Genomic DNA, 21570 nt, shown 5'->3' with positions numbered 1-21570 from the left:
CCCGCAGTCGACGACCCCGCCGAGGCCGACCACCACGGCCCCGCCCCCGCCGCACAGCACCACGCCGACGGGCCCGGTGATGGGCTCGCGCCCGAGCGGCGGGCCCTCGACCCCGCCGCCGTCGATGTCGACGCGCTGAGGGGCACCCTGAGACAGCCGAAGGGGCCCCGGTGAAAACCGAAGCCCCTTGGCACGTACCTGCTCGCGCGTCGGCCCCCGAGGCCGGCGCGCACACAACCGTCGAATCAGCCCAGCCCTTGAGCCGGCTCGGCCCGTCAGCGGGTTCAGCCCTCGAACTTGTACCCGAGCCCGCGCACCGTCACCAGGTGCACCGGCGTCCCCGGGTCCGGCTCGATCTTCGCGCGCAGCCGCTTGACGTGCACGTCCAGCGTCTTGGTGTCGCCGACGTAGTCGGCGCCCCAGACCCGGTCGATCAGCTGCATGCGGGTCAGCACGCGGCCGGAGTTGCGCAGCAGCATCTCCAGGAGCTCGAACTCCTTCAGCGGCAGCTCCACCGGGCGGCCGTCGACGGTCACCTTGTGCCGGTCCACGTCCATGCGGACCGGGCCGGCCTCCAGGGCCCCGCCGTCCGGCTCGTCGCTGGCGGCCTGGCGGCGCAGCACCGCGCGGATGCGCGCCACCAGCTCGCGGGCCGAGAACGGCTTGGTGACGTAGTCGTCGGCGCCCAGTTCCAGGCCGACGACCTTGTCGATCTCGCTGTCCTTGGCGGTGAGCATGATCACCGGGACGTTGGACTTGGCCCGGATCTGCCGGCAGACCTCGGTGCCGGGCAGCCCCGGCAGCATCAGGTCCAGCAGGACCAGGTCGGCGCCGTGCCGGTCGAACTCCTCCAGCGCGGCCGGGCCGGTGTCGGCGACCGCCACCTCGAAGCCCTCGTTGCGCAGCATGTAGGACAGGGGGTCGCTGATCGAGTCCTCGTCCTCGACCACGAGTACACGGGTCACTTCGGGGTCCTCCCACTTGGTTTGTTCATGGCCATCACATGGCCCGTGCCAGATCGCGTTCCTCGACACAGACCGGGAGCTTCAGGGTGAAGGTGGAGCCGTTCCCTTCGGAGGACCACACCGACACCTCCCCGCCGTGCGTGGCCGCGATGTGCTTGACGATCGACAGGCCCAGACCGGTGCCGCCGGTCGCGCGCGAGCGCGCCGGGTCGACACGGTAGAACCGCTCGAAGATCCGCTCCAGGTCGCGTTCGGGTATCCCGATGCCCTGGTCGGTGACCGCGATCTCGACCAGGTCGCCGTTGTGCTTGACGGCCACCGCGACCCGGGTGTCGTCCGGCGAGTAGTTCACGGCGTTCTCGACCAGGTTGCCCAGGGCCGCGGCCAGCTGGGTCCGGTCGCCGCGCACCGCGACGTCTTCCTCGGCGTCCGCGATCAACTCGATCCGGCGCGCCGCGGCCGTCTCGTAGCTGCGGTCCAGGGCGTCGGCCACCACCTCGGCGACGCGCACCTTCTCCGCCGAGGCGGACAGCGGGGCGTCGATCTGCACCCGGGACAGGTCGATCAGGTCCTGGATCAGAGAGGTCAGGCGGGCCGACTCCTGCTGCATCCGGGCCGCGAAGCGGCGGACCGCCTCGGGGTCGTCGGAGGCCGACTGCACGGCCTCGGCCAGCAGCGACAGCGCCCCGACCGGGGTCTTGAGCTCGTGCGAGACGTTCGCCACGAAGTCCCGGCGCACCTCGTCCACCCGCCGGGCCTCGGTGCGGTCCTCGACCAGCACCAGCACCAGCGTGGCGCCCAGCGGCGCGATCCGGACGGTGGAGTGCAGCACGGCCGTGGCGCCGTGCGGCACGTCCATCTCGACCTGGCGTATCTCGCCGTCGCGGCGCACCTGGCGGGCCAGGTCGAGCAGTTCGGGCGAGGTGAGAGAGCGGGACTTGACCAGTCCCATGGCATAAGCTGCCGGTGATGCCTTCACGACGGCGTCGCTGGCGTCCAGTACGACAGCCGAGCTTCGCAGGACCTGCAGGACACCGGCCACGCCCGGCGGGACCGGATCGTCGCTCGGCGGTTCGGGTGGACCCACGCGTTCCCTTTCACTGAACCGGAAGGCCAAAGCTCCGCTGACCCCGGTACCGAGGCCGATCAGCGCGGCCAGCCCGGCGGTCGCAGCATTGACGTTCACACAGCCAACAGTAAGGGCGCTTCGCACCGGCACAACTCCCACGGATCATTCCGCCGTACCGACGTGGCCAAGAGTTCACTTTCCGGCCCCAGTCGATTCACCGGCGGCATTGTCCCGGGATGCCTGGACGGGGAAGAGTAGTCCGCGTCCGTACAGCAGATCACCAGCACACGCGACGACAGGAGCGGTAACCCCCATGCGCGACGCCTTCCACGAGGAGCTCGACTCGATCAGCGAGACCCTGGTCGAGATGACGCGGCTGGTCGGCTCGGCCATGGCCCGGGCCACCACCGCGCTCCTGGACGCGGACCTGACCCTGGCCGAGTCCGTGATCGACGCCGACGACAAGGTCGACGAGCTCCAGCACACGCTGGACGACAACAGCTTCGACCTGCTGGCCCGCCAGCAGCCGGTCGCCGGCGACCTGCGCACCATCATCACCAGCCTGCGTATGAGCGCGGACCTGGAGCGCATGGGCGACCTGGCCCGGCACGTGGCCAAGGTGGCCCGCCGCCGCTACCCGCAGTCGGCGATCCCGCCGGAGATCCGCGGCACCATCGTGGAGATGGGCGACATCGCCTCCGAGCTGGTCGCCAAGGTCGGCTCGATCATCGCCGCCCGCGACGTGGAGGCCGCGCTGGCCCTGGAGTCCGAGGACGACGAGATGGACCGCCTGCACCGCGGCCTGTTCAAGTCGCTGATGGACGACAAGTGGAAGCACGGCATCGAGACCGCCGTGGACGTCACGCTGTGCGGCCGCTACTACGAGCGGTACGCCGACCACGCGGTGTCGGTGGCCAAGCGCATGGTGTTCCTGGTGACCGGCGAGCACCCCGAGGCCGTCAGCTGAGCGAAGTACTCGGGCCGACCTGTACTTGACTCGGGCCGACTTGCACCAGACAGACACGGCTCCGGCCGGCTGCCGGGAACGGCAGCCGGCCGGAGCTGTTTCTTCACTGGTCAGCGGACCCAGGGCAGCAGCGGACCCAGGGCAGAGGGGTCATCGGGTCAGTACAAGGCGGCCAGCTTGGCGACGTCGCCGATCACCTTCGCCGCGCCCGGCGCCTTGACGATCGCCATGGCCTGCTGCGGTGTCAGCCCGGGGCCCTGAGGCGCGGTCTCAAAGGGCTTGCCCATCTGCGTCGGCTCCACCGACTCGCCCAGCTTCGACTCGCCGAAGACATCGATCACGACCGACGAGTCGGCGGACTTCCCGGTCCATCCCCCGTAGACACCGAGCCGCGCCTTGCCGTCGGGTCCGACCTTGGTTCCGAGCCCTACGCCGCTGTACGGAGCGAAACACAACGACTGGGCAGGGCAGGAAATCTGCTGGTCCTTGCCCAGGAGACTGAACCACTGGAAAGTGTTGACCCCGCCAGGGCCGACGAGTTCGAGCGCGCCCGGCGCGCCCGGGTTGAACTTCAACCGGAATCCCGGCGGCAGGACCTTCTGCGCCTCGGCGTTGATCTTCGCCTCGGTGGCGTACCGCTGCCGGACGGCGTCGGCCGAGGCCGGGACCGACGGGTCCAGAAGCTGCCGGAGCTTTGCGAACGCCGGCGATTCCACCATCTTCTTGAAAGCCGTGGAACTGATGGGGGTGGCACTGCCGGAGCCGTAGAGGTAGAAGCGGAACACCTGCTTGGAGCCGGTGGGCTTGAACTCGTACCACGCGGTGAACTGGTGCTTCGGCGACTCGGTGCCACCCTGCACCACCGCCACCCGGATCGTACCTCCGGCCACTGCGATCGAGGGGGCGGAGGTCCTCGCAAAGGCGTCGGTGTACCCCGCGTTGTTGTCGGAGTTGTCGAAGCGCAGGAGGTAGTCGTCGCTCCCGGAGCGCACCACGATCGCCGGCACGTAGTCGCCGGTCATCGTGTACGAGACGCCGGTAGCCTGCATCTGATTCGGGCTCACCGTCACCCCTGCCGGGAGCAACGGGCGGAACACCGACGGCAGCTGCTGGACGATCTCCCGCTGCCGGTCCGCGTACGTCGGGCCGGAGTCTTCGTAAGCCTGCGGCGCGATCTGCGCCGTGGAGTCGGTGTTGATCGACCAGTCGCCGCCGACGACGGAAGGGCTCGCCCCGCCGGTCATCGCGACGACCCCGCCGATCACCGCGACCACGCTCAGCGTCGCCCCGGCGACGGCCAGGCCCCGGCGGCGCGACACCGCCATGCCCTGCGCGATCGCGCCGTCGGCCAGATCGGTGCGGTGCAACGGCTCCGGCTCGTCGAAGAGCCGGCCGATCATGGCGTGGACCATCAGGTCCGTGGTGTCTCGGTTCTCTGAGTTCGCTGGTGTCATTTCCAACTCACCTGGTTTCTACGGAGTCGGGAAGCAGGCTCGCGAAGTCGCCCAGCCGCCCGCGCAGCTGGGCCAGCCCGCGCGCGGACATGCTCTTGACCGTGCCCGGGCTCATGCCCAGCGCGGCCGCCGTCTGCTCGACGCTCTGGTCCTCCCAGTAGCGCAGGGCGACGACCGCGCGCGTGCGCGGGGCCAGCTCGGCCAGCGCCGCCAGGATGGTCAGCCGCATCGCGGCGTCGCCCTCCTGGGCCGGCCGGTCGACCAGCGCCTCGATCGAGGCCGCCTCCCGCTGCCACTTGCGGCTGTCGAGATAGCAGCGGTAGACGACGCGGCGCGCGTACGCGTCCGGCATGTCCACCAGCCGTATCCGCTGCCAGGACCGGAAGATCCGCTGATAGGCGGTCTGGACGAGGTCTTCGGCAAGGTGCCAGTCGCCGCACAGCACATAGGCCGAGCGCCTCAGGTGGCCCTGACTTCCCGTGACGAAGGCCCGGAACTCCTCTTGGGGCTCCGGGCTGGTGCCTTTCCTGAGAGATCTCACGCAGATACAACCGGTGTCCGCGCGCTCAGGGTTCTAGCGCCTCTCCGTACTTTCTCCAAGCGTTCTCCCACAACGGCTCTACGCCTTCTCCAACGCCAGGTGACGCAGGTACTCCCCCAGCTCGGCCGGATTCCCGTCGGTCCGCTCCCGGGCCGGCGGCCGGCTCCGCACCAGCCGGTCCCCCGCCGCCTGCGACAGCCAGACCGCCTCACCTCGCGTGAGCGCGGGCAACGTCTTCTCGACGTCCTGCACCGTACGCGCCGGCAGGTTCCCGCGCAGGGACCACGACGCCGTGCCGCCCTCCGACAGCTCGATCTCGGCTTCCGCCGCGATCAGCGCCGACAGCACCGCCGAGACCGTGTCCGCCGGGACGTCGAGTTCGAAGGCGTGGCAGGGCTCGTGAACGTCGGTCCCGGCCTCGGTCAGCGCCCGCATCAGCACGAACGGCGCCAGCTTCCGGAAGTCGGCCGCGGTGCTGGTCACCGAGCAGAAGCCGCTGTGCACCATGGTCACCACCACGTCCGTCACCTCCCAGCCGTCGAGCCCCTGGTCCAGCGTCCGCAGCACGGTCTCCTCGGTCGCGCGGTGGTACACCGGCGGCAGCGCGCCGAGCTCGGTCTCATAGCGGAACACCCGGCCGCTGCCCGCCTGGCCCGGCGCGACCCGGAATCCGAGCGTCGCACGGAACCGGGTGCCGGGGTCGTGGGTCATGTCCTCGCGGTACTCGCCGACGCCGACGGGACGCTCGGTGTAGACGGTGCGGCTCGGTTCGAAGAGCGCCTGGACGCCGTACTCCTCGGCCAGGGTCGCGGCGACGACCTCCTTCTGGACCTCGCCGTAGAGGAGCACCGAGCTTTCGCCGCCGGGCAGCGCGCGGGTACGGATCAGCGGGTCCTGATCCGCCATGGCGACCAGGGCGGCGTGGAGGCGGGTGCGGTCGCCGTCTGCTGCGTGGACGACGGTTTCCAGGCTTGGGGTGGCGAAGTCTGTTGAGGTGTTGGCATTCACAGATCGATCGGTCTCGCCGGATCCGAAGCGGTCGCCGACCCGGATTCCCGTCAGCCCCCTGACCTTCGCGATGTCGCCGGGGCGGGCCTCGTCGGCGCCCTGGAGTCCGACCACCTCCACGCCGGTGACCGTGCCGAACTCGGTGCGGTCGCGGACGCGGAGCACGCCGTTGCGCACGCGCACGTAAGCGATCTTCTCTCCCGCACGTCCGCGCTCAATGGCGAAAACGGTGCCGCGGGTCTCGCCATCGGCATCTCCGCCAGCACGCGGCAACAGATCACGCACCCCGTCGACGAGTTCCGCGACCCCGACTCCGGTGATCGCCGAGCCGAAGTAGACCGGGTACGCACGGCCGAGCGCCGTCTGGCGCGCCAGGGCTTCGCGCAGCTCGGACTCGCCGGGGAAGCGGTCGTCGACCAGTGCGGCCAGGACGGCGTCGTCGTGCTCGGCCAGCCGCTCGGCGTCGGCGGCGCCGAGGATCGCGGGCCGCACACGCGCCGCCTTCGTCCCGGCGTCCTCGGCCGCGGTCACGGCGACGGCGCCGGGCGTCAGCAGCCTGCGCACATCCGCGAGCAGCTCTTCGTGCCTCGCACCGACCCGGTCGATCTTGTTCACGAACAGCAGCGTCGGTACCCGCAGCCGTCGCAACGTCTTCATCAGCCGCCGGGTGTGAGCCTGCACCCCCTCGACGGCCGAGAGCACCAGCACGGCACCGTCCAGCACCCCCAGCGCCCTCTCGACCTCGGCGACAAAGTCGGAGTGCCCAGGCGTGTCGATGAGGTTGACGCGCAGGTCGCCGACACTGAACGCGGCGACCGCAGACTTGATGGTGATCCCCCGACGCCGCTCGATCTCACCACGGTCGGTCTGCGTGGTCCCGGCATCCACACTGCCAAGCCGCCCGATGACCCCGGTCTCGAAGAGCAGGCGCTCGGTCAGGCTGGTCTTACCCGCGTCGACATGCGCGAGGATCCCGATGTTCACAGTAGGCACGGTTGATTGCGTCCTCGAAAGCTCGATCCATAGGGGAAACGAAGATTTCGGAACGACGGCGCATGCCCGTGGCCTTTCCAGAGAACGACAGTGCCGCCGTGCAGGCTCGCACGACGGCACCGGTGGGGCAAACGATTATTCGGTGCTGGCTGTGAACTGCAGACGCCGGAAAGTGCCGGTTGCACCCTCGGCACTTATGTCGGGCGTTGCGTAGTGGCTGGAGGCCTGCCAATCAGGCGTGCCGTGCCCCGCAGCGTGGATCGCGGTCCGCATTGCCGCCAAAGCTCGCTCGATGCACTCCGGTTCCGACGAGCCGGACACCCTGAGCTCAACCTCGACGATCATCTGGTCGGCGTCCATGGCGACGCCAGCGTCGCTCAACTCGGAGTTGCACTCTTCGAGCGCCAGAAGGGCCTCCATCACCTTCCCGGCGCTCTGCTCGAGTTCCTCAGCCGTCTCGGGCCCGTCGACGCGGAACGACAGCGCCAAATGCACCTCGATGCTCATGGCACGTTCCTCCAGCACGGTTGACGCTTGCCCCAGCTCACAACATTCTTAGCGTAGTTTGCCCCGCTTGGCGTGAGGTGATACCACCTCATGTGCGCCCCACAGGGGCACTTGAGTGTGTAGTACGTGGGCGGATCCTTGATGGTCCACCCGTTGCGATGAAAGAGTTCGAGGACCTCTTCGTGGTCCTTTTTATGTCGCTGCCAGTACCCCATGCGATTTCCCGAGTCGAAGGCCGTGGCCTTCCACTGTAAGCACATCGGGCACGCAGCGTAGTCGATTGTGCACACTACTGATCAGTATCGTAGCGTGCCACGTCAAGGGCCGGTTGCTCTCACCGAGAGCAGCGACTCCGGTGAGAGCAGAATCCGTCTTGCCCTACTTCTTCCCCTGGGACTTGTAGTCCACTCCTGCGACCAGCATGCCCGTTCGGCACCATGCCGCTGAGCTGGGGTTGGACTGTCGTCGCTTGTCGTCGTTTGTCGCCGTCGGCTAACCTCCCACGGCCCACGGACGGCCCAGGTTAGGCCTGGCTGGGATCCTCGCTGTGCGGCTTGGTTGTGCGGATCCATTTCGCGCTCCGGGATCTCTGTTGGCCCACCAAGCCAACAAACCCCTTATCCTTCAGGGAAGCCAAGGCAGAACCCACCTGGGCGCTATCGAGCCCTGTTGCCGCCTCAATTGCCTTACGCTGAAGCATTCCCTGACCCAGAGCATCATAGACAAGCTTCTGGTTACCAGTAAGCATCTCTTCAGGAGTTACCCATCTTGCCGTCATGCCAGACGAAAAGAGAATGTACTCGGCTTCTGGCTCCTCGCCGTCCAAAATCAGGCTGTACGAGGTGCCTCCCCTAACTCCGCTTTGAGTAACAAGACCACGTTCCACTAGGTCTTTCAACTCCTTTGCCGCGAGACGGCTATCGGCAATTCCGGTCGCCACACGGAATTCGCTGTTCGTGAAAGTACGCCCCTGTCGCATCATGACCAGACCTGTCATCTGAGCACGACTCAACGGCGCCCCGCCAAGAGACCCGAGCCACTCCAGAGCGTCCTGATCAATAAGGGTGTGATTTGGGAACTCTGCCTCAAACGTTGAAATATAGTCACGGAAGGTCGGCTGTTCCATTCCGGCCTCCGACATCACATATCGCATCCTAGCAATACCACTACCGCGATTCTCACAAACCATGTGATCTACCATAAGTGGCGTGTCTTCCAGGATCTTCAAGAGCGAGCCGTTACGGGAAGAGGAAGCATTCAACGTCCCTAGCGATCCAACGTCCACCGGGCCAAAAAGGCCTCCGGGATTTCTCACGATCAGCCTATCCGGATACATCTCGATCTGAATCTGCATACCTCGCGCTTGCTTTGAATAGTCGCGATGGACTAGAGCGTTTGCGAGGACTTCTCGAAGCACCTCCTCGGGGTACTCATACTCGTCCACCCTAAAAGCCCCGGTCACGATGCTGCGTCGGCGCATATTTCGCTTCAGTACCCTAATAGCCTCCGTAACCATCGTTGGAATAGATCCATCGATTGACTGATTCTCAGTGAAGCGCTCTCCCCGTGGACCCAATTCCCCCGGAGCCGACGTTGGATACGAAACGAACGTAATATCAAGTTGCGGTTCAAACTGTTGCGGATAAATACCAAATGCCAGCAAGCCGGCGAGAGTTGGCAGAAGTCGACCCTCGTGCTCGACGAGAACATTCATCATTTTCAAGACCTCTTGATCAGAGATGCGTGAAAAGATCGCAGCCTTCGTCTCCCGGATCCTTCGTAGAAATCTAGCGAGCGCCTCTGGATCCAGATCACCTTCGCCGGCCGCCTCAATCGGCTCCAGGTCATTCTTTTGATATTCGCGGTTAGCAAAAAGGATCGAGACCTCATATTCGGTGAGCTTTCTGTCACCGTCGGCTACTCGGATCCTGGCTCCGTTCCAGGGGCCAAGTGATTTCTTGAAACAAGGCCTCTGATTGCGTGGCAATTTTGGAATCACTGCCACAACGACGTTCTTCCCACCGGTTGAAAGTGTCTTAACGTCGACACGAATTGGCGGATCAAGTTCGCTGGCGATCGCCGCCACGGCAGCTTCTGTAGCGCCAGCATTCACCACCCCTACCACATCGAAGTTGTTCTTTTCATCTACCCCGAGTACTAGAGTACCGCCCTCGGCATTTGCGAAAGCACTGATTGACTCCCACAGCGTGGCAGGGATTCCCCCTTGGGCCTTCTTAACCTCGCAAGTCGAATGATCGGACCCGATGCGCCGAAGCTCATCAATAAGATCATCAAGATCAATGTCCATCTCTACTCCTTGCGATTCAACTAGGCTGGCTGATGACCTCTGCGAGGCTGTACCAGCCGTTGGTACGCCCTGTACCAGATCCTACAGAGCTGTACCAGGTCTGTGCTAGCACAGGGCGAACCTGTGCAAGGTTGTACAGGGGACAATGAAACGTTGGCGGCCAACGCACGCGCGTTGGAGCTGGGCTCGTGCCCTGTCCCGTGGCTTACCGCCACATGGTGCGGGCTGAGGTTCTGGGCATTCCGTCGGACAGGCAGGCTTGTCCCTTCCGGGCCGCGCCGAGGGGTGCAAGGCACGCCCTTCGCCTTGCACCCCTCGGCGCGGTCTGGTAGTCGCATCGCGATGGCTGTCCGACGGAATGCCCAGAACCGACCCACGTCCGCACGCTCGATCCGTCGGCTTCCCGCTCGACTGGATTCGATCTTGGGCATTCCAGAGGTCGGCCCGCCGGAGGCTCGTACTCTGCTCTTGGTCATGGAGTCCGCCAGCCTCCAGCAAGCCGCGCGCCAGGGCCGAGACCGTGAGCGGGGCGAAGACAGGAGCGGCGGGCTCGGGCAGGGCGCGCGGCTGCGCGTAGCGCAGCGGAGCGCCTTGATACTCGTAGAGAAAGTTTCGACCAACCCCCTGTAAGCCCTGCTGGCTACGCCTTAACCGTCAGAGCCGAGTCGAGGTACGCCTGTACCGGCTCCCAGAACCCATCGGGGACACGCTCCGCGGTTTCGGTGCGGTCACTCCACTCGACCTCGGCCAGCTCATCAGCGTCGGCAACATGAACCGCTCCAGACTCGGCGATGCAGACCACGTATGACATGTGGCGACCGGTAATCGGGTGAAGTCGTGCGCCAAGCAGGGTCACCGCCGAGACGATGAGGCCGGTCTCTTCCTTCGTCTCCCGAACTGCGGCTTGCTCGGCGGTCTCTCCTTGCTCGATCGCGCCGGCTGGAAGTTGCCACGAAAGCGTGCCTTCCTTCACCCTGCGGCGCACCAAGAGCACGCGGCCGTTGTCGACAACGACAGCCGCCGCGATTCCGGGCTTCTCGTCGGGGGTCTGAGCGGTCACGTCGATTCCTCCAGCGCCTTGAGTACGGGCCTATAGATCCTCTCAGCCGGGATGAAGCGCGTCACCTCACTTCGAGCGGCCCAAAGCACTTCGACGTTCTCCACCACGTCGTTGTTCGCCGCGTCGCCAGCCAAGTAGTCACATAGTAGGTAGTCACACAACACGCCTGTGATCGGATGAAGGCGAGTGCCGAGACTTTGGCGCACTGTGCAGTGAACGCCCGTCTCCGCCAAGGTCTCACGGACGGCGACCAGCTCCGGTGATCCTCCGGGCTTGATAACGCCTGCCGGAAACTGCCAGGTGATGCCGCCGGCATCATCCCCGCGTCGGCAGACCAGCAAGACTTCATCGCCGCGCATCACGATCGCTATGGCCACCCGAAGTGACTGAGCGGCAGGGTCGCTGATCGTGCTCTTTGAGGCGGCGCCCACCAGTAACGCGAAACGGGTCCGGGTGGCATCGGGTGACCGTTCCAGGGCCGTATCAAGTAGCTGTTGCATTTCCGCACGTGGGATCACATCCGGGTCCGCGTGCCACGTCGCGACGGTGCGGACGGCAACGCCAAGGTGGTTGGCAAACCCTTCGTTCGTCATTCGGAGGGCGGCTTGGAGTGAACAGGCGAGGCTCCCTGACCACTCCTCGACAACATCCACGTGGTCCCTCCCGCTGTCGTCACCAGAGTGCATGCGGAGTGCATGGTGAGTGCACCGTGAGTGCGCTCCCGGTACATGGGCGTATCAGTGTCCTACCTGTTGACTAGTGGTCATGGACATCAAACCCCACGTAGGGGCGGAAGCCAAGAGATCCAAAAGATCTCGGCTTCGGGTTTCGCAACGGACCCCTGCGTGGTGGGCCTTCTCTTGGAGGCTGTTTTGTCGGCCTACCGGGTTGCGCGGTTCTTCGTGCCTCGGACTGTCACACAGGGCCGTGCGCGGACGCATTCCCAGACTGCACGACCCATGACTCACGAAGGGAACGATCAATGGCGATGACTCGGGGCGAGATGGCTAGGACGCTGGCTCGCCTGGAAGCCACCTCCGCCAGCGTGGCGAAACTGATCGAGTCCGCAACGAAATTGGCTACTGAGCTTGACCTCTGGCGGACCGAACTTCAGTCTCAAGCTCCTGCAACCGCTCGGCCATCGACCTCACGGCTTCGTCTAGTGCCGCAAGGTGACGACTGATCGCAACAAACTCGGGCGACCCCGCCGGCTCCTTCGAATCGGCGGGGTCCTCCACGAACATTCCGCGGTTGCCGTATGACGCCACCAGACCCTCGGACTTCAAGATCTCCACGGCTGCTTGAACCGTGTTCTGCGCGACGCCAAACCTCGACGTGAGGTCACGGATCGTCGGGAATCGCTTGCCCGCCGGCAGTTGCCCGCTAGCGATTTCTTCTCGAAGCGCGTCCGCGATCTGAATGCGCGGAGGGCGGGGGTCATCGGCGCTGACGGTCATGACGCCAGCATACGAGCTAGTACGCCATAAGACGAAGGATCTTGAGTCACCCTATTGCGCTGGAGTATGTACTAGGGCATCATAGGTGTAGAACCCCAACCGACCGGGAGGTCACTAATGCTCATCGCTCCTCTGGACTCGACCCGCGACCTGCTCGCCATCGGCCCGGCCACCCCCCAGGTCGACCGCGAGAGCGGCGCTCACGCGCTGGAGCGGGGTACGGACGTCCCGCTGTACGACGTCTCGCTGGTCATGCCGATCGACGGCGGTAACCCGCTGACCATGCGCGTCACGGTCCCGCAGCCGGGCCTGACGGAAGCCGTCGACATGGGGACCAAGGTCAAGGCGATCGGCCTGACGCTGGTCACCGACGTGAAGAACGGCAGGGCCTGGTACGTCTACAAGGCGTCGGCCCTGAAGATCGTCAAGGGCTGATTCCCGGATGCTGGTCGCCGCTCTGGTCGTGGTCGGCCTGGTGGTCGCGCTCACCGTCGCGCGTTCGCTGGCCGGCCACTGGCTTGTCGTTCTGGTTAAGGAACTGGCCTGGTCGGCGTTCCTTCTCGGCCGTCTGCTCTACCGGGGTGGCCGCTCTCTCGTCCTTCTGATCCGCGGGGAGGCTCGCACATGGTCGGCACGTTGATAGTCCCCGAAGTCCTCGGCTGTGCGGCAGTGCTGCCAGCCATGGCGTCGGGCGTCTCCTATATCCGCTCGGATCGCGATCGAAGGGCCGCGCTCCGCCTGGCCTGGCGCGTCCGGGCCACCTGGAAGAAGACCGCGATGCGCGTCGGTCTCTACCAGACCGATCACGCGTCCAAGGTCGGATCGGCCGTCCCCCTCGATGGCGAGTACCGCTCCAAGGCTGAGCGTCCCCGCACACTGATACCGGCGATCAAGGTTCGCGCTGACCGGTTCGGTCTGACCATCGAGGTCAAGACCATCGGCAAGATCGGCCTCGCAGAGTGGCAGGGTGCAGCCGAATACCTGGCTCACGCCTGGCGCGTCCATCAGGTCCAGGTGTTGCCCTTGAAGCCTGGTCGGCTGATCGTCCGCGCGCTGCTGCTCGACCCGCTGACCGAGCCGTGGACGCTGAAGCCTGACCTGAGTCCGAAGTCCGTGGACCTGAAGTCCTGGGCGATCGGGCGCGACGCGAACGCCGAGCCGGTCACTATAAGGTCGTCGGGCGTTTCCGGAATGGCTCTCGCCGGACTCGCCGGCTTCGGCAAGTCCTCGCTCATCGCCTCGCGGTTCTGTCAGCTCGCCCCGTCGCCTGCTGTCCAGTTCGTCTTCCTCGATGGCAAGGGCGGACCCGACTATGACGACCTGGCTCCGCGGGCGTGGTTGTTCGGCAAGGACGATCGCGAACACGCCATCGGCATCATGCGTCAGGTGCATCAGCTCCTGCTCGCCCGCCAGGCGGGCATCAAGCAGATTCTCGGCGTCAAGAACATGTGGCACGTCGGCCCCTCGGCGCAATGGCCCTTGGTCGTCGTCGTGATCGATGAGGCGCACACGTTCTTCTACGCGCCAAAGGCCACCTCGGGGGATAAGGCGTCACAGAAGGCTGTCGCCGATGCTGCCGAGTTCACCCGGCTGGTCGAAGAGGTCGTGCGCAAGGGCCGGAACGTCGGCCTTCAGGTCCTCCTGGCGACTCAGAAGGCAACCGGCGACGCGATCCCGACCCAGATCCGCGACAACTGCCAAGTCGCGATCAGCTACGCACAGCGGACCTCTGAAGCGACCGTGGCGATCCTCGGCGCGGACATTTCTGAGTACCCGCACGCGCACCCCCGGCGGCTACAAGACGCCGCGTACATCGGTGTTGCCTCGATGGTCGCTGAGGGCCGACCGGGCTTCACCCTCGTCCGGACGCCGTACGTCAGCGATGAGGACTCCGCAGCGATGGCTGACGCCACGGCGGACCTCGTGGCCGATCCGCTCGAACTGATCCGCTCGCAGCTCGGTGGGCCTCACCTGCTCGGCGACGTCGCCTAGGGCAAAGAATCTTGCCTCGACCTCTTGTGAACTAGTACGTCCTAGGACATACTAGGGATAGAGCAAAGGCAAGTAGCCCGCTCACCAAACCACCAAGGTCGGCGCGACCTCCTCGCGCCAAGTCCTTACCCGCTCCATGCCCAAAGTCGAACGAGAAAGGCAGAACTCTGATGAGATGCACGATCAACGGCGTGGCCGCGACGCTGCGCCAGGTGTCGCGGTACCTGGACGAGATCTCGTTCCTGCCGGAACTAGACGACCCGCACAGCACGCGCATCGACATCAACACCGACGGCGAGACGTGCGTGACCGTGTACCTGGCCGCGTACCGGGTCGCCGAGAGCGACGTGATCGAGCGGCTGCTCACGCTGGCCGGGCTGCTCGGCGGTCAGTTCTTCCTGAGCGGGCCGATCGAGGAATACAACGGCGGCACCTTCCGAACCCTGGACGTCCAGGTGGCGATCCCGACCGGCGGCACGCTCAAGATCTGGTCGCCGATCGCGCACGCGGACCCCGCCCCCGTGGTGCTGAGCCATGCCGCGTAAGGCGACGGTCAAGACCTCCGAATCGGTGCCGACTCCGCCGGCTGCTAACCCCTGCAACTCCTGCAAGGGCGAAGGCGTCGTAGCTCTCCCGGCTACCCGGCGCCGTCGCATCGAGGGCGAGTCCGCCATCTGTCTGACCTGCCTGGGCTCCGGCGAATCGTCATGAGTCGCCAGCACAAGGCACACGAGCCCTACGACCTCCCGGACGGCACTCGGGTCTTGGACTGGTCGGACAGCTCTCACTACTGCCCGACTTCGGGACCGTGCCGGTACTGCGGCAACGGGACCATCCTCCGCGACTCCGCGGGTCGCGCTTCTCACAAGGTCTGCGCCGAAAAGAACGGCGGCGTGTGACCGGCGATCCGGACAACTGCCCTGGCCATCAACGCCGTGACTTGGCGCTGGTGGTCCGGGGGAGCCGCCCGGCTCGGATTCTAGAGAAAGGACGGAACGTGACCATCCCGCGCGTCGACCTCTGGGAGCCGTCGATCCCCTCGGACGGCCTCACCGTTGACACCCCCTTGGGGCCGGTCGACCTCGTCGCGGTCGACCGTGCCCGCGACGGCCACCCGATCGAGCTGAACGAGGCCGAGCTGACCTGGCTCGCGCTGAAACTCGGTTACGTCCCCTACCCGCGTGACGTGACCGGGATCGACGCCCGTCGCCTCGTCGGCGAAGCCCTGAGCCTCAACACCGCCGCGCTGTCGCACCGCATCGTCTACCGGCTCCGCCGTGCTGGCGTGACCACCGGAAAGGCCGCGTGATTCCGATGATCGAGCTTCGCGCCATCGGCCCGTCCGACGAGATCGCCCGTCTCCTCGACTACCTCCGTGCCCTGACCGGCGTGGACGTGGCGTCCGTCTCCGGTGCCATGCGGGCACGGACTTCCGGTTCGGTCCGCTACTACCTGTCAGCCCGGCTCGACGAGCCGCACCCGATCACCTCGAAGGGAGGCGACTGACATGGGCAAGCTGCGGCGATTCACGGATGGCGTGCTGTTCCAGGCTGTCCTGACCGGCTCCCTGTCCTTCTCTCACATTCACGACCTTGCCGCCGGCCACGGCCAGGACGGCTGGAAGGCGTGGCTCTACCCCCTGTCCGTCGACCTGCTCACCGTCGCGGCGTACCGGAAGATCGTCGCCAAGGACAGCGGGTCCAAGATGCTCGCCTGGCTCACGTTCCTGCTCGGTCTCGCCGCGTCGCTGGCGGCGAACATCGTGTCGTCCTGGGACAACAAGATGGATCGCCCGTTGGCCGTGTGCCTCGGTGTCTGGCCGGCGGTTGCCTTTCTGGCCTGCACGCTGCTGAGCCACCGTGACGAGTCGGCTCCCGCTGTCGAGCTGGTCGAGTCGGTCGAAGCCGAACAGTCCGCGGTCGCTCCGGTCCCGCCGACTGTTCCCGCAACACCGGTCCAGGCTGCCAGCCAGCCTGCCGTCTTGGCGCTGCCCGCTGCGCCGGCTGAGGCGCCCTCGGTCGCTCCCGCACTCCTCGACTGGGCGCGCACCATCGCTGACGAATACGAGCGCGTCAACGGCGAGCCGATCGACACGGCGGCTCTGCGGACCAAGCTCCGGATCTCCGAACCGCTCGCCCACACCATCCACACACACCTGTACGCCTGAAAAGGAGGGCTGACCAATGACCGACCTGACAACCTCCGAGCCGTCTGCCGTTCCCTACCAGGTGCCCGCGTCGGCCCCGCGTCCCCGCTCGCTGGTCTCCCCGGCATCGGTCGCCCTGGCGCTGGTCAGTCCCGCTGTTACAACCGGCATGCTCGCCGTGGCGCGGTACTGGAGCGAGAACGGTGCTCGGCACTCGATCGGCGACATGATCCCCGTCGCTGCCGGATGCCTGCTCGGGCTCGCCAGTGCTGGCCATGCCTCGGCCACCCGTGACCCGCTTCTGACCGGGACGTGCCTGGCGCTCTCCGGTGCGTGCTTGGGCATCGGAGCCATGGCCTACCCCGCCGGCATGTCAGAACCCTTGATCGTCTGGGGCGTCGCCACGGTGACCGGCTGGATCACGGCGCGTCGACACGTCCGCGAACGTCGCACGGTCCGCGAGGAATACGACCAGCGCGACGCTGACCGCGCGCACGCGCAGAGCCTCGCGGTCATCGGGGGGCAAACCGCCGTGGCCGTCGCTTCGATCAAGGCTCAGGCCAAGCTCGAAGCCGCGCGCATCACCGCCATGGCCGAACTGAAGGCTGCTGACCTGCGCGTCAACGCCGCCGAGTACCACGTCTGGCAACTCGAAAGCGCTGACCGACGTGACGCGCTGATGACTCCTCCATCCCTCGCTCTGGAGCCGGTTCGCATCACTTCTGACCGCGAAGTCCTCGACAGTGCCGAAGCCGAAACTCGGAGGGCCGCGTGACGGTGCTCGACCTCGACAACCTCAGCGACCTGGCCACTTTCGCCAGGATCGCTGAGGCTGAGGGCATCCGGCAGACCTCGGGCCGCTGCGATCAGCCAATTCAGCTCGCCGGCGTCCGCCGCATCTGGCACAAGCCCTCGGGGACAGTTCTGCACGAACTCAACTCGGCAACCATGCCCGGCGGCGTCCTCGTCATGGCCTGCGGCAACCGCCGTGCCTCCCACTGCGAAGCCTGCTCGACGCTCTACAAGTACGACACGTACAACCTCATCGTCGCCGGCCTCCGCGGCGGCAAGGAGGTGTCTGCGGTCGTCGCTGACAATCCGCGGCTGTTCGTCACGCTCACCGCTCCGTCGTTCGGTCCGGTCCACCTCGGCCCGGACAAGAAAGGCCAGCGTCGACCCTGCCACCCGCGCCGTACCGGTCCCTCCTGCGGACGTTGGCACGGCCCCGATGACCTGCTGATCGGGAGTCCGCTCAACCCCGACACCTACGACTACACGGGTCACGCCCTGTTCAACGCGATGGCCTCCGCGCTGTGGTCCCGTACCACGACCGAGATTCGTCGTGCCCTGGCTCGGCTGCTCGGCCTGACCCGCGCCGAAGCCGCTCGGCGGTTCACGGTCGTCTTCGCCAAAGTCGCCGAATACCAGGCTCGGGGCCTCGTCCACTTCCACGCGGTGATCCGCCTCGACGGGCCGCACGGTCCCGGCTCGCCTGCTCCGTCCGGCATCCCTATCTACATGCTCGCCGAAGCCGTCGAGATCGGCGTTCGCCGCGCAACCGTCGATACCCCCGACGCCTCGACCGTTCCCACTCGTGCCCTGGCTTGGGGCCGGCAGCTTGACGTGCGCCTGATCTCGGCGACCGACCTCAACGCCGAAGCCGCGTCGGCACTGTCCGATGTGGCCGTTGCCCGCTACATCGCCAAGTACGCCACCAAAGCCGCCGAAGCCGCCGGCCTCGACCTCTCGCCCATCGCCTGCCGTCGCTGCGCCGGCCACGGCTTCGTCGTCCTGGACGTGAAGTCCGAAGACGGAACCGCCTCGACTCGCGAACTGGCCTGCGGGGACTGCCGTAGCTACGGCACCCGCGCCAACCTCGACCGCTTCGACCTCACGCCGCATGCTCGTCGGCTGATCGAGACCTGCTGGCGACTCGGCGGCATGCCCGAACTCGCCGAGCTGAAGCTTCGCAAGTGGGCTCACATGCTCGGCTTCCGCGGGCACTTCTCCACGAAGTCGCGGACCTATTCCACCACGCTCGGTGCCCTCCGCACCGAACGGGCCGACTACCAGGCCGCTCAACGTGCCGACGTTCCAGACCTCGACCTCTACGACGAATCGACCATCCTCGTCGTCAACGACTGGTCATTCGTCGGCCGTGGACATCCCGACGTGTACCCGAAATCACAGCCTGACCAGGAGGATCGGCAATGACAATCGCGCTCCCGGAACGCTACCTCACCCCAGAAGATCTGGCCGAACTCCTCGCGCTGCCCTCGGTAGAGACGTTGTATCAGTGGCGACGCAAGCGCACCGGTCCACCGGCATTCCGCGTCGGCAAGCACCTGCGATACGACCCCGCCGACGTGCACATGTGGATCGCTGGCCTCGTCGAGCAGGAGCGCTGATATGGCTGGCCACATCCAAGACCGCTGGTATAAGACCGAGGCTGGTCTGGACGGGAAACCCATCCGGGTCAAGTCCGACCGCTACGGCACGGGCCTGCGGTACCGCGCTCGCTACATCGGCCCGGACGGCACTGAAAAGAACAAGAGCTTCCCGGACCGACAGAAACGCAAGGCCGAAGAGTGGTTGACCAACATCGAAGCGGACATGTCTCGGGGAATCTATATCAACCCCAAGACGGTAAAGGTCACGTTCCGGCAGTACGCCGAGGAGTGGCTGAAGACCAACAGCGGCGATCCGAACACGCAGGCATCCATGGAGTCACAGCTTCGGCGTCACGCATATCCGCATATCGGATCACGTCCGATCGGCTCATTCCAGCCTCGCCACATCCGCACCTGGGTTGCTCAGCTGGAAGAGAACCGCTTGTCAGCGGCCTACATCGGCGTAATCTACGCCAACGTGCGTACCGTCATGAGCGCGATCGTGGATGACGGTTTCCTGCCTCGAAGCCCGTTTGCTGCTTCGTCGGTCCGGCCTCCATCGATCGAGCGGAAACGACTCACTCCGTGGGCGCCTGAACGCGTCTTCGCGGTCCGTTCGGCACTTCCCGACCGCTACGGCTCGACGGTTGATCTGGGCGCCGGCTGCGGTCTGCGTCAAGGCGAGATCTTGGGCGTATCCGTGGATGAACTCGACTTCGAGTCGGACACGCTGCACGTTCTCCACCAACTCAAGCTCAGTCGAAGCAAGCCGATCTTCGCGCTTCCCAAGGGTGGCAAGGTTCGAGACGTTCCCCTACCGAAGCCGGTCGCAGAGTCTCTACGTGCACACATGGACGCCTTCAAGCCGGTTGAGATCACGCTGCCCTGGGGAAAGGTGGACGGCCCGAAGGTCACCAAACGACTGATCTTCACTGGCCCTGGCGGTGGCATCGTTTGGCGAGGGTCGTTCAACACTGACCAGTGGAAGCACGCTCTCGTAGATGTCGGCGTGATCCCCCGGCCGGCGAAGGGTAAGACTCATGCGGCTGCCCGTGAGCACGGAATGCACGCGCTCCGGCACTTCTACGCCTCGGTGCTCCTCGACGCTGGCGAGAGCATCACGGCCGTCAGCGAGTACATGGGACACACCGACCCCGGCCTGACCCTCCGGGTCTATGCGCACCTCATGCCCAACAGCAAGGAGAGATCGCGCGCGGCTGTCGCTGCGGTCTACGACAAGTTCGGCCCGCCGGCCTGACGGCCCAAAGACGGCCCAGAGCAGATCAAGAGCCCCCTACCGACGCCATTCCGGCTGGTAGGGGGCTCTTTCGTGCCTCGATGCTACTTCTTCCCCTGGTTCTTGACCGCCTCGATCGACTCCGCCGCAGCAGCCGGGTCCAGGTACTCGCCGCCGGTCTTCGTCGGGCGGAAGTCGGCGTCCAGCGTGTAGAGCAGCGGGATGCCGGTGGGGATGTTCAGGCCCGCGATGTCCGCGTCGGAGATGCCGTCGAGGTGCTTCACCAGTGCGCGCAGGGAGTTGCCGTGCGCGGCCACCAGGACGGTGTTGCCGCCGCGCAGGTCGGGGACGATCGCGTCGTACCAGTACGGCAGCATGCGGCCGACGACGTCCTTCAGGCACTCGGTCTGCGGGCGCAGTTCGGTCGGGAGGCCCGCGTAGCGTGCGTCGTCGAACTGCGAGTACTTGTCGTCCAGGGCGAGGGCCGGCGGCGGGACGTCGTAGGAGCGGCGCCAGAGCATGAACTGCTCCTCGCCGAACTCCGCCAGGGTCGCGGCCTTGTCCTTGCCCTGCAGCGCGCCGTAGTGCCGCTCGTTGAGGCGCCAGCTGCGGCGCACCGGGATCCAGTGCCGGTCGGCGGCCTCCAGCGACAGGTTCGCGGTGCGGATCGCGCGGCGGAGCACCGAGGTGTGGACCACGTCCGGCAGCAGGTCGTGCTCGCGCAGCAGTTCGCCGCCGCGCACGGCCTCGGCCTCGCCCTTGGCGTTGAGATTGACGTCCACCCAGCCGGTGAACAGGTTCTTGGCGTTCCACTCGCTCTCGCCGTGGCGGAGCAGGATGAGGCGGTATTCGGCGGTCATGGCGCCAGCCTACTTCGGGGGTACGGGCCCGCTCTCGTCCCGGGTGTCGGGTGTCCGCTCGATGAGATGGCGGAACGCCGCGAGGTTCGCCAGCGACTCCCCGCGGGAGGTCCGCCACTCCCACTCGCGGCGGATCGCCGAGGCGAAACCCAGCTCCAGCAGCTGGTCGAAGGAGGAGTCGGAGGCCGCGACCGCCTCGCCGAGCAGCTGGTCCACGGTCTCGGCGGTGATCAGGCCGAGCGGCAGCCGACCGACCAGGTAGACGTCGCCGAGCCGGTCCAGCGCGAAGGCCAGCGAGCCGAGCCGGGTGTTGCGCTCCAGGAGCCAGCGGTAGACGCCCTCGTGGTTCTCGTCAGGACGGCGCGCCACGAAGGCGTTGAGCGACAGCGTATGGTCGCCGACCACCAGCGAGCACGTGGTCCACAGCTTGTGCTCGCCGGGGAGCTTCACGACGAACGTGCCCTCGTCGGGCTGCTCGTACTCGACCCCCGCGTCGGCCACCGCGTCCCGCACCGCCGCGCGCGCGGCGGCCTTGAGGCTTTCTCGATCACCACCCATGGGACGACCCTATTGCCGACGCGGCGCCGGGCAACTCCCGCCCTACTGAGGCTGGTGC

General features: G+C 66.2%; 24 protein-coding genes. 12 read left to right on the top strand and 12 right to left on the bottom strand.

Annotated elements, in window-relative coordinates:
* Positions 1-284: 284 nt before the first annotated feature.
* A complete protein-coding gene (locus GWK61_RS20105; RefSeq protein ID WP_015796763.1) occupies positions 285-965 on the bottom strand; it encodes a response regulator in 681 nt (226 codons plus the stop codon).
* 34 nt (positions 966-999) lie between these two features.
* A complete protein-coding gene (locus GWK61_RS20100) occupies positions 1000-2151 on the bottom strand; it encodes a sensor histidine kinase (protein ID WP_323747651.1) in 1152 nt (383 codons plus the stop codon).
* A gap of 196 nt (positions 2152-2347) precedes the next feature.
* Here GWK61_RS20100 and phoU point away from each other — a divergent pair, with 196 nt between their 5' ends.
* Positions 2348-3001 (top strand): phosphate signaling complex protein PhoU, encoded by a 654-nt coding sequence (phoU, locus tag GWK61_RS20095; RefSeq protein ID WP_194910264.1) that lies wholly within the window; start codon positions 2348-2350, stop codon positions 2999-3001.
* Positions 3002-3159: 158 nt separating this feature from the next.
* On the opposite strand, the gene GWK61_RS20090 is transcribed toward phoU, so the two are convergent.
* From GWK61_RS20090 to GWK61_RS20055, 8 genes are all read right to left on the bottom strand, one after another.
* Positions 3160-4455 carry a hypothetical protein gene (locus GWK61_RS20090; protein WP_194910262.1) on the bottom strand — a complete coding sequence of 432 codons (1296 nt, stop codon included), beginning with the start codon at positions 4453-4455 and terminating at the stop codon, positions 3160-3162.
* 7 nt (positions 4456-4462) lie between these two features.
* On the bottom strand, positions 4463-4996 hold the full coding sequence (locus tag GWK61_RS20085; protein WP_194910260.1) for a SigE family RNA polymerase sigma factor: 534 nt from the start codon (positions 4994-4996) through the stop codon (positions 4463-4465).
* Between the two features lie 78 nt (positions 4997-5074).
* On the bottom strand, positions 5075-6997 hold the full coding sequence (locus tag GWK61_RS20080; RefSeq protein WP_194910258.1) for a GTP-binding protein: 1923 nt from the start codon (positions 6995-6997) through the stop codon (positions 5075-5077).
* A 135-nt stretch (positions 6998-7132) separates the two neighbouring features.
* Positions 7133-7504 (bottom strand): hypothetical protein, encoded by a 372-nt coding sequence (locus tag GWK61_RS20075; RefSeq protein ID WP_194910257.1) that lies wholly within the window; start codon positions 7502-7504, stop codon positions 7133-7135.
* Between the two features lie 523 nt (positions 7505-8027).
* Positions 8028-9812, bottom strand: a complete 1785-nt coding sequence (locus GWK61_RS20070) for an ATP-binding protein (RefSeq protein WP_194910255.1) — start codon at positions 9810-9812, stop codon at positions 8028-8030.
* Between the two features lie 640 nt (positions 9813-10452).
* Positions 10453-10872, bottom strand: coding sequence for an NUDIX hydrolase (locus GWK61_RS20065; RefSeq protein ID WP_194910253.1), 420 nt, complete (start codon positions 10870-10872; stop codon positions 10453-10455).
* On the bottom strand, positions 10869-11525 hold the full coding sequence (locus GWK61_RS20060; protein WP_194910251.1) for an NUDIX hydrolase: 657 nt from the start codon (positions 11523-11525) through the stop codon (positions 10869-10871). The genes GWK61_RS20065 and GWK61_RS20060 overlap by 4 nt, the downstream gene beginning before the upstream one ends.
* Positions 11526-11951: 426 nt before the next feature.
* Complete coding sequence (locus GWK61_RS20055; protein WP_194910249.1) at positions 11952-12329, bottom strand: GntR family transcriptional regulator; 378 nt, start codon at positions 12327-12329, stop codon at positions 11952-11954.
* Between the two features lie 117 nt (positions 12330-12446).
* On the opposite strand from GWK61_RS20055, the gene GWK61_RS20050 reads away from it, so the two are divergent.
* From GWK61_RS20050 to GWK61_RS20000, 11 genes are all read left to right on the top strand, one after another.
* Positions 12447-12764: a hypothetical protein gene (locus tag GWK61_RS20050; RefSeq protein WP_194910247.1), complete on the top strand. Its 318-nt coding sequence runs from the start codon at positions 12447-12449 to the stop codon at positions 12762-12764.
* 7 nt (positions 12765-12771) lie between these two features.
* Positions 12772-12969, top strand: coding sequence for a hypothetical protein (locus GWK61_RS20045; protein ID WP_194910245.1), 198 nt, complete (start codon positions 12772-12774; stop codon positions 12967-12969).
* On the top strand, positions 12954-14321 hold the full coding sequence (locus tag GWK61_RS20040; RefSeq protein ID WP_194910243.1) for a hypothetical protein: 1368 nt from the start codon (positions 12954-12956) through the stop codon (positions 14319-14321). The genes GWK61_RS20045 and GWK61_RS20040 overlap by 16 nt, the downstream gene beginning before the upstream one ends.
* A gap of 170 nt (positions 14322-14491) precedes the next feature.
* Entirely contained in the window at positions 14492-14866 is a 375-nt protein-coding gene (locus GWK61_RS20035; protein ID WP_194910242.1) for a hypothetical protein, read from the top strand.
* 452 nt (positions 14867-15318) lie between these two features.
* Positions 15319-15630, top strand: a complete 312-nt coding sequence (locus GWK61_RS20030; protein WP_194910240.1) for a hypothetical protein — start codon at positions 15319-15321, stop codon at positions 15628-15630.
* A 5-nt stretch (positions 15631-15635) separates the two neighbouring features.
* On the top strand, positions 15636-15827 hold the full coding sequence (locus tag GWK61_RS20025; RefSeq protein WP_194910238.1) for a hypothetical protein: 192 nt from the start codon (positions 15636-15638) through the stop codon (positions 15825-15827).
* A 1-nt stretch (position 15828) separates the two neighbouring features.
* Positions 15829-16488 (top strand): DUF2637 domain-containing protein, encoded by a 660-nt coding sequence (locus tag GWK61_RS20020; RefSeq protein ID WP_194910236.1) that lies wholly within the window; start codon positions 15829-15831, stop codon positions 16486-16488.
* 148 nt (positions 16489-16636) lie between these two features.
* Positions 16637-17242 carry a hypothetical protein gene (locus tag GWK61_RS20015; protein WP_194910234.1) on the top strand — a complete coding sequence of 202 codons (606 nt, stop codon included), beginning with the start codon at positions 16637-16639 and terminating at the stop codon, positions 17240-17242.
* On the top strand, positions 17239-18681 hold the full coding sequence (locus GWK61_RS20010; RefSeq protein ID WP_194910232.1) for a replication initiator: 1443 nt from the start codon (positions 17239-17241) through the stop codon (positions 18679-18681). Before GWK61_RS20015 ends, GWK61_RS20010 begins: the two co-directional genes overlap by 4 nt.
* Positions 18678-18875 carry a helix-turn-helix transcriptional regulator gene (locus GWK61_RS20005; RefSeq protein ID WP_194910230.1) on the top strand — a complete coding sequence of 66 codons (198 nt, stop codon included), beginning with the start codon at positions 18678-18680 and terminating at the stop codon, positions 18873-18875. Before GWK61_RS20010 ends, GWK61_RS20005 begins: the two co-directional genes overlap by 4 nt.
* A gap of 1 nt (position 18876) precedes the next feature.
* Positions 18877-20115, top strand: coding sequence for a tyrosine-type recombinase/integrase (locus GWK61_RS20000; RefSeq protein WP_194910229.1), 1239 nt, complete (start codon positions 18877-18879; stop codon positions 20113-20115).
* A gap of 83 nt (positions 20116-20198) precedes the next feature.
* Here GWK61_RS20000 and GWK61_RS19995 read toward each other — a convergent pair whose 3' ends face one another.
* Both GWK61_RS19995 and GWK61_RS19990 read right to left on the bottom strand, forming a co-directional pair.
* Positions 20199-20954: a phosphoglyceromutase gene (locus tag GWK61_RS19995; RefSeq protein ID WP_194910228.1), complete on the bottom strand. Its 756-nt coding sequence runs from the start codon at positions 20952-20954 to the stop codon at positions 20199-20201.
* A 9-nt stretch (positions 20955-20963) separates the two neighbouring features.
* On the bottom strand, positions 20964-21512 hold the full coding sequence (locus tag GWK61_RS19990) for a type III secretion system chaperone family protein (RefSeq protein ID WP_194910227.1): 549 nt from the start codon (positions 21510-21512) through the stop codon (positions 20964-20966).
* Between the last annotated feature and the right edge of the window lie 58 nt (positions 21513-21570).

The organism is Catenulispora rubra, from assembly GCF_015356825.1.
Taxonomy (GTDB): domain Bacteria; phylum Actinomycetota; class Actinomycetes; order Streptomycetales; family Catenulisporaceae; genus Catenulispora; species Catenulispora rubra.
The sequence above is the reverse complement of the archived record's forward strand: the minus strand, read 5'-3'. Positions and strand labels throughout refer to the sequence as shown.

What these genes read in the sequence shown, in the direction of transcription:
- phoU (WP_194910264.1), top strand. Translation starts at nt 2,348, where the DNA reads ATGCGCGACGCCTTCCACGAGGAGCTCGACTCGATCAGCGAGACCCTG.
- GWK61_RS20090 (WP_194910262.1), bottom strand. Translation starts at nt 4,455, where the DNA reads ATGACACCAGCGAACTCAGAGAACCGAGACACCACGGACCTGATGGTC.
- GWK61_RS20075 (WP_194910257.1), bottom strand. Translation starts at nt 7,504, where the DNA reads ATGAGCATCGAGGTGCATTTGGCGCTGTCGTTCCGCGTCGACGGGCCC.
- GWK61_RS20070 (WP_194910255.1), bottom strand. Translation starts at nt 9,812, where the DNA reads ATGGACATTGATCTTGATGATCTTATTGATGAGCTTCGGCGCATCGGG.
- GWK61_RS20055 (WP_194910249.1), bottom strand. Translation starts at nt 12,329, where the DNA reads ATGACCGTCAGCGCCGATGACCCCCGCCCTCCGCGCATTCAGATCGCG.
- GWK61_RS20050 (WP_194910247.1), top strand. Translation starts at nt 12,447, where the DNA reads ATGCTCATCGCTCCTCTGGACTCGACCCGCGACCTGCTCGCCATCGGC.
- GWK61_RS20045 (WP_194910245.1), top strand. Translation starts at nt 12,772, where the DNA reads ATGCTGGTCGCCGCTCTGGTCGTGGTCGGCCTGGTGGTCGCGCTCACC.
- GWK61_RS20040 (WP_194910243.1), top strand. Translation starts at nt 12,954, where the DNA reads ATGGTCGGCACGTTGATAGTCCCCGAAGTCCTCGGCTGTGCGGCAGTG.
- GWK61_RS20035 (WP_194910242.1), top strand. Translation starts at nt 14,492, where the DNA reads ATGAGATGCACGATCAACGGCGTGGCCGCGACGCTGCGCCAGGTGTCG.
- GWK61_RS20025 (WP_194910238.1), top strand. Translation starts at nt 15,636, where the DNA reads ATGATCGAGCTTCGCGCCATCGGCCCGTCCGACGAGATCGCCCGTCTC.
- GWK61_RS20020 (WP_194910236.1), top strand. Translation starts at nt 15,829, where the DNA reads ATGGGCAAGCTGCGGCGATTCACGGATGGCGTGCTGTTCCAGGCTGTC.
- GWK61_RS20015 (WP_194910234.1), top strand. Translation starts at nt 16,637, where the DNA reads ATGCTCGCCGTGGCGCGGTACTGGAGCGAGAACGGTGCTCGGCACTCG.
- GWK61_RS20005 (WP_194910230.1), top strand. Translation starts at nt 18,678, where the DNA reads ATGACAATCGCGCTCCCGGAACGCTACCTCACCCCAGAAGATCTGGCC.
- GWK61_RS20000 (WP_194910229.1), top strand. Translation starts at nt 18,877, where the DNA reads ATGGCTGGCCACATCCAAGACCGCTGGTATAAGACCGAGGCTGGTCTG.
- GWK61_RS19995 (WP_194910228.1), bottom strand. Translation starts at nt 20,954, where the DNA reads ATGACCGCCGAATACCGCCTCATCCTGCTCCGCCACGGCGAGAGCGAG.
- GWK61_RS19990 (WP_194910227.1), bottom strand. Translation starts at nt 21,512, where the DNA reads ATGGGTGGTGATCGAGAAAGCCTCAAGGCCGCCGCGCGCGCGGCGGTG.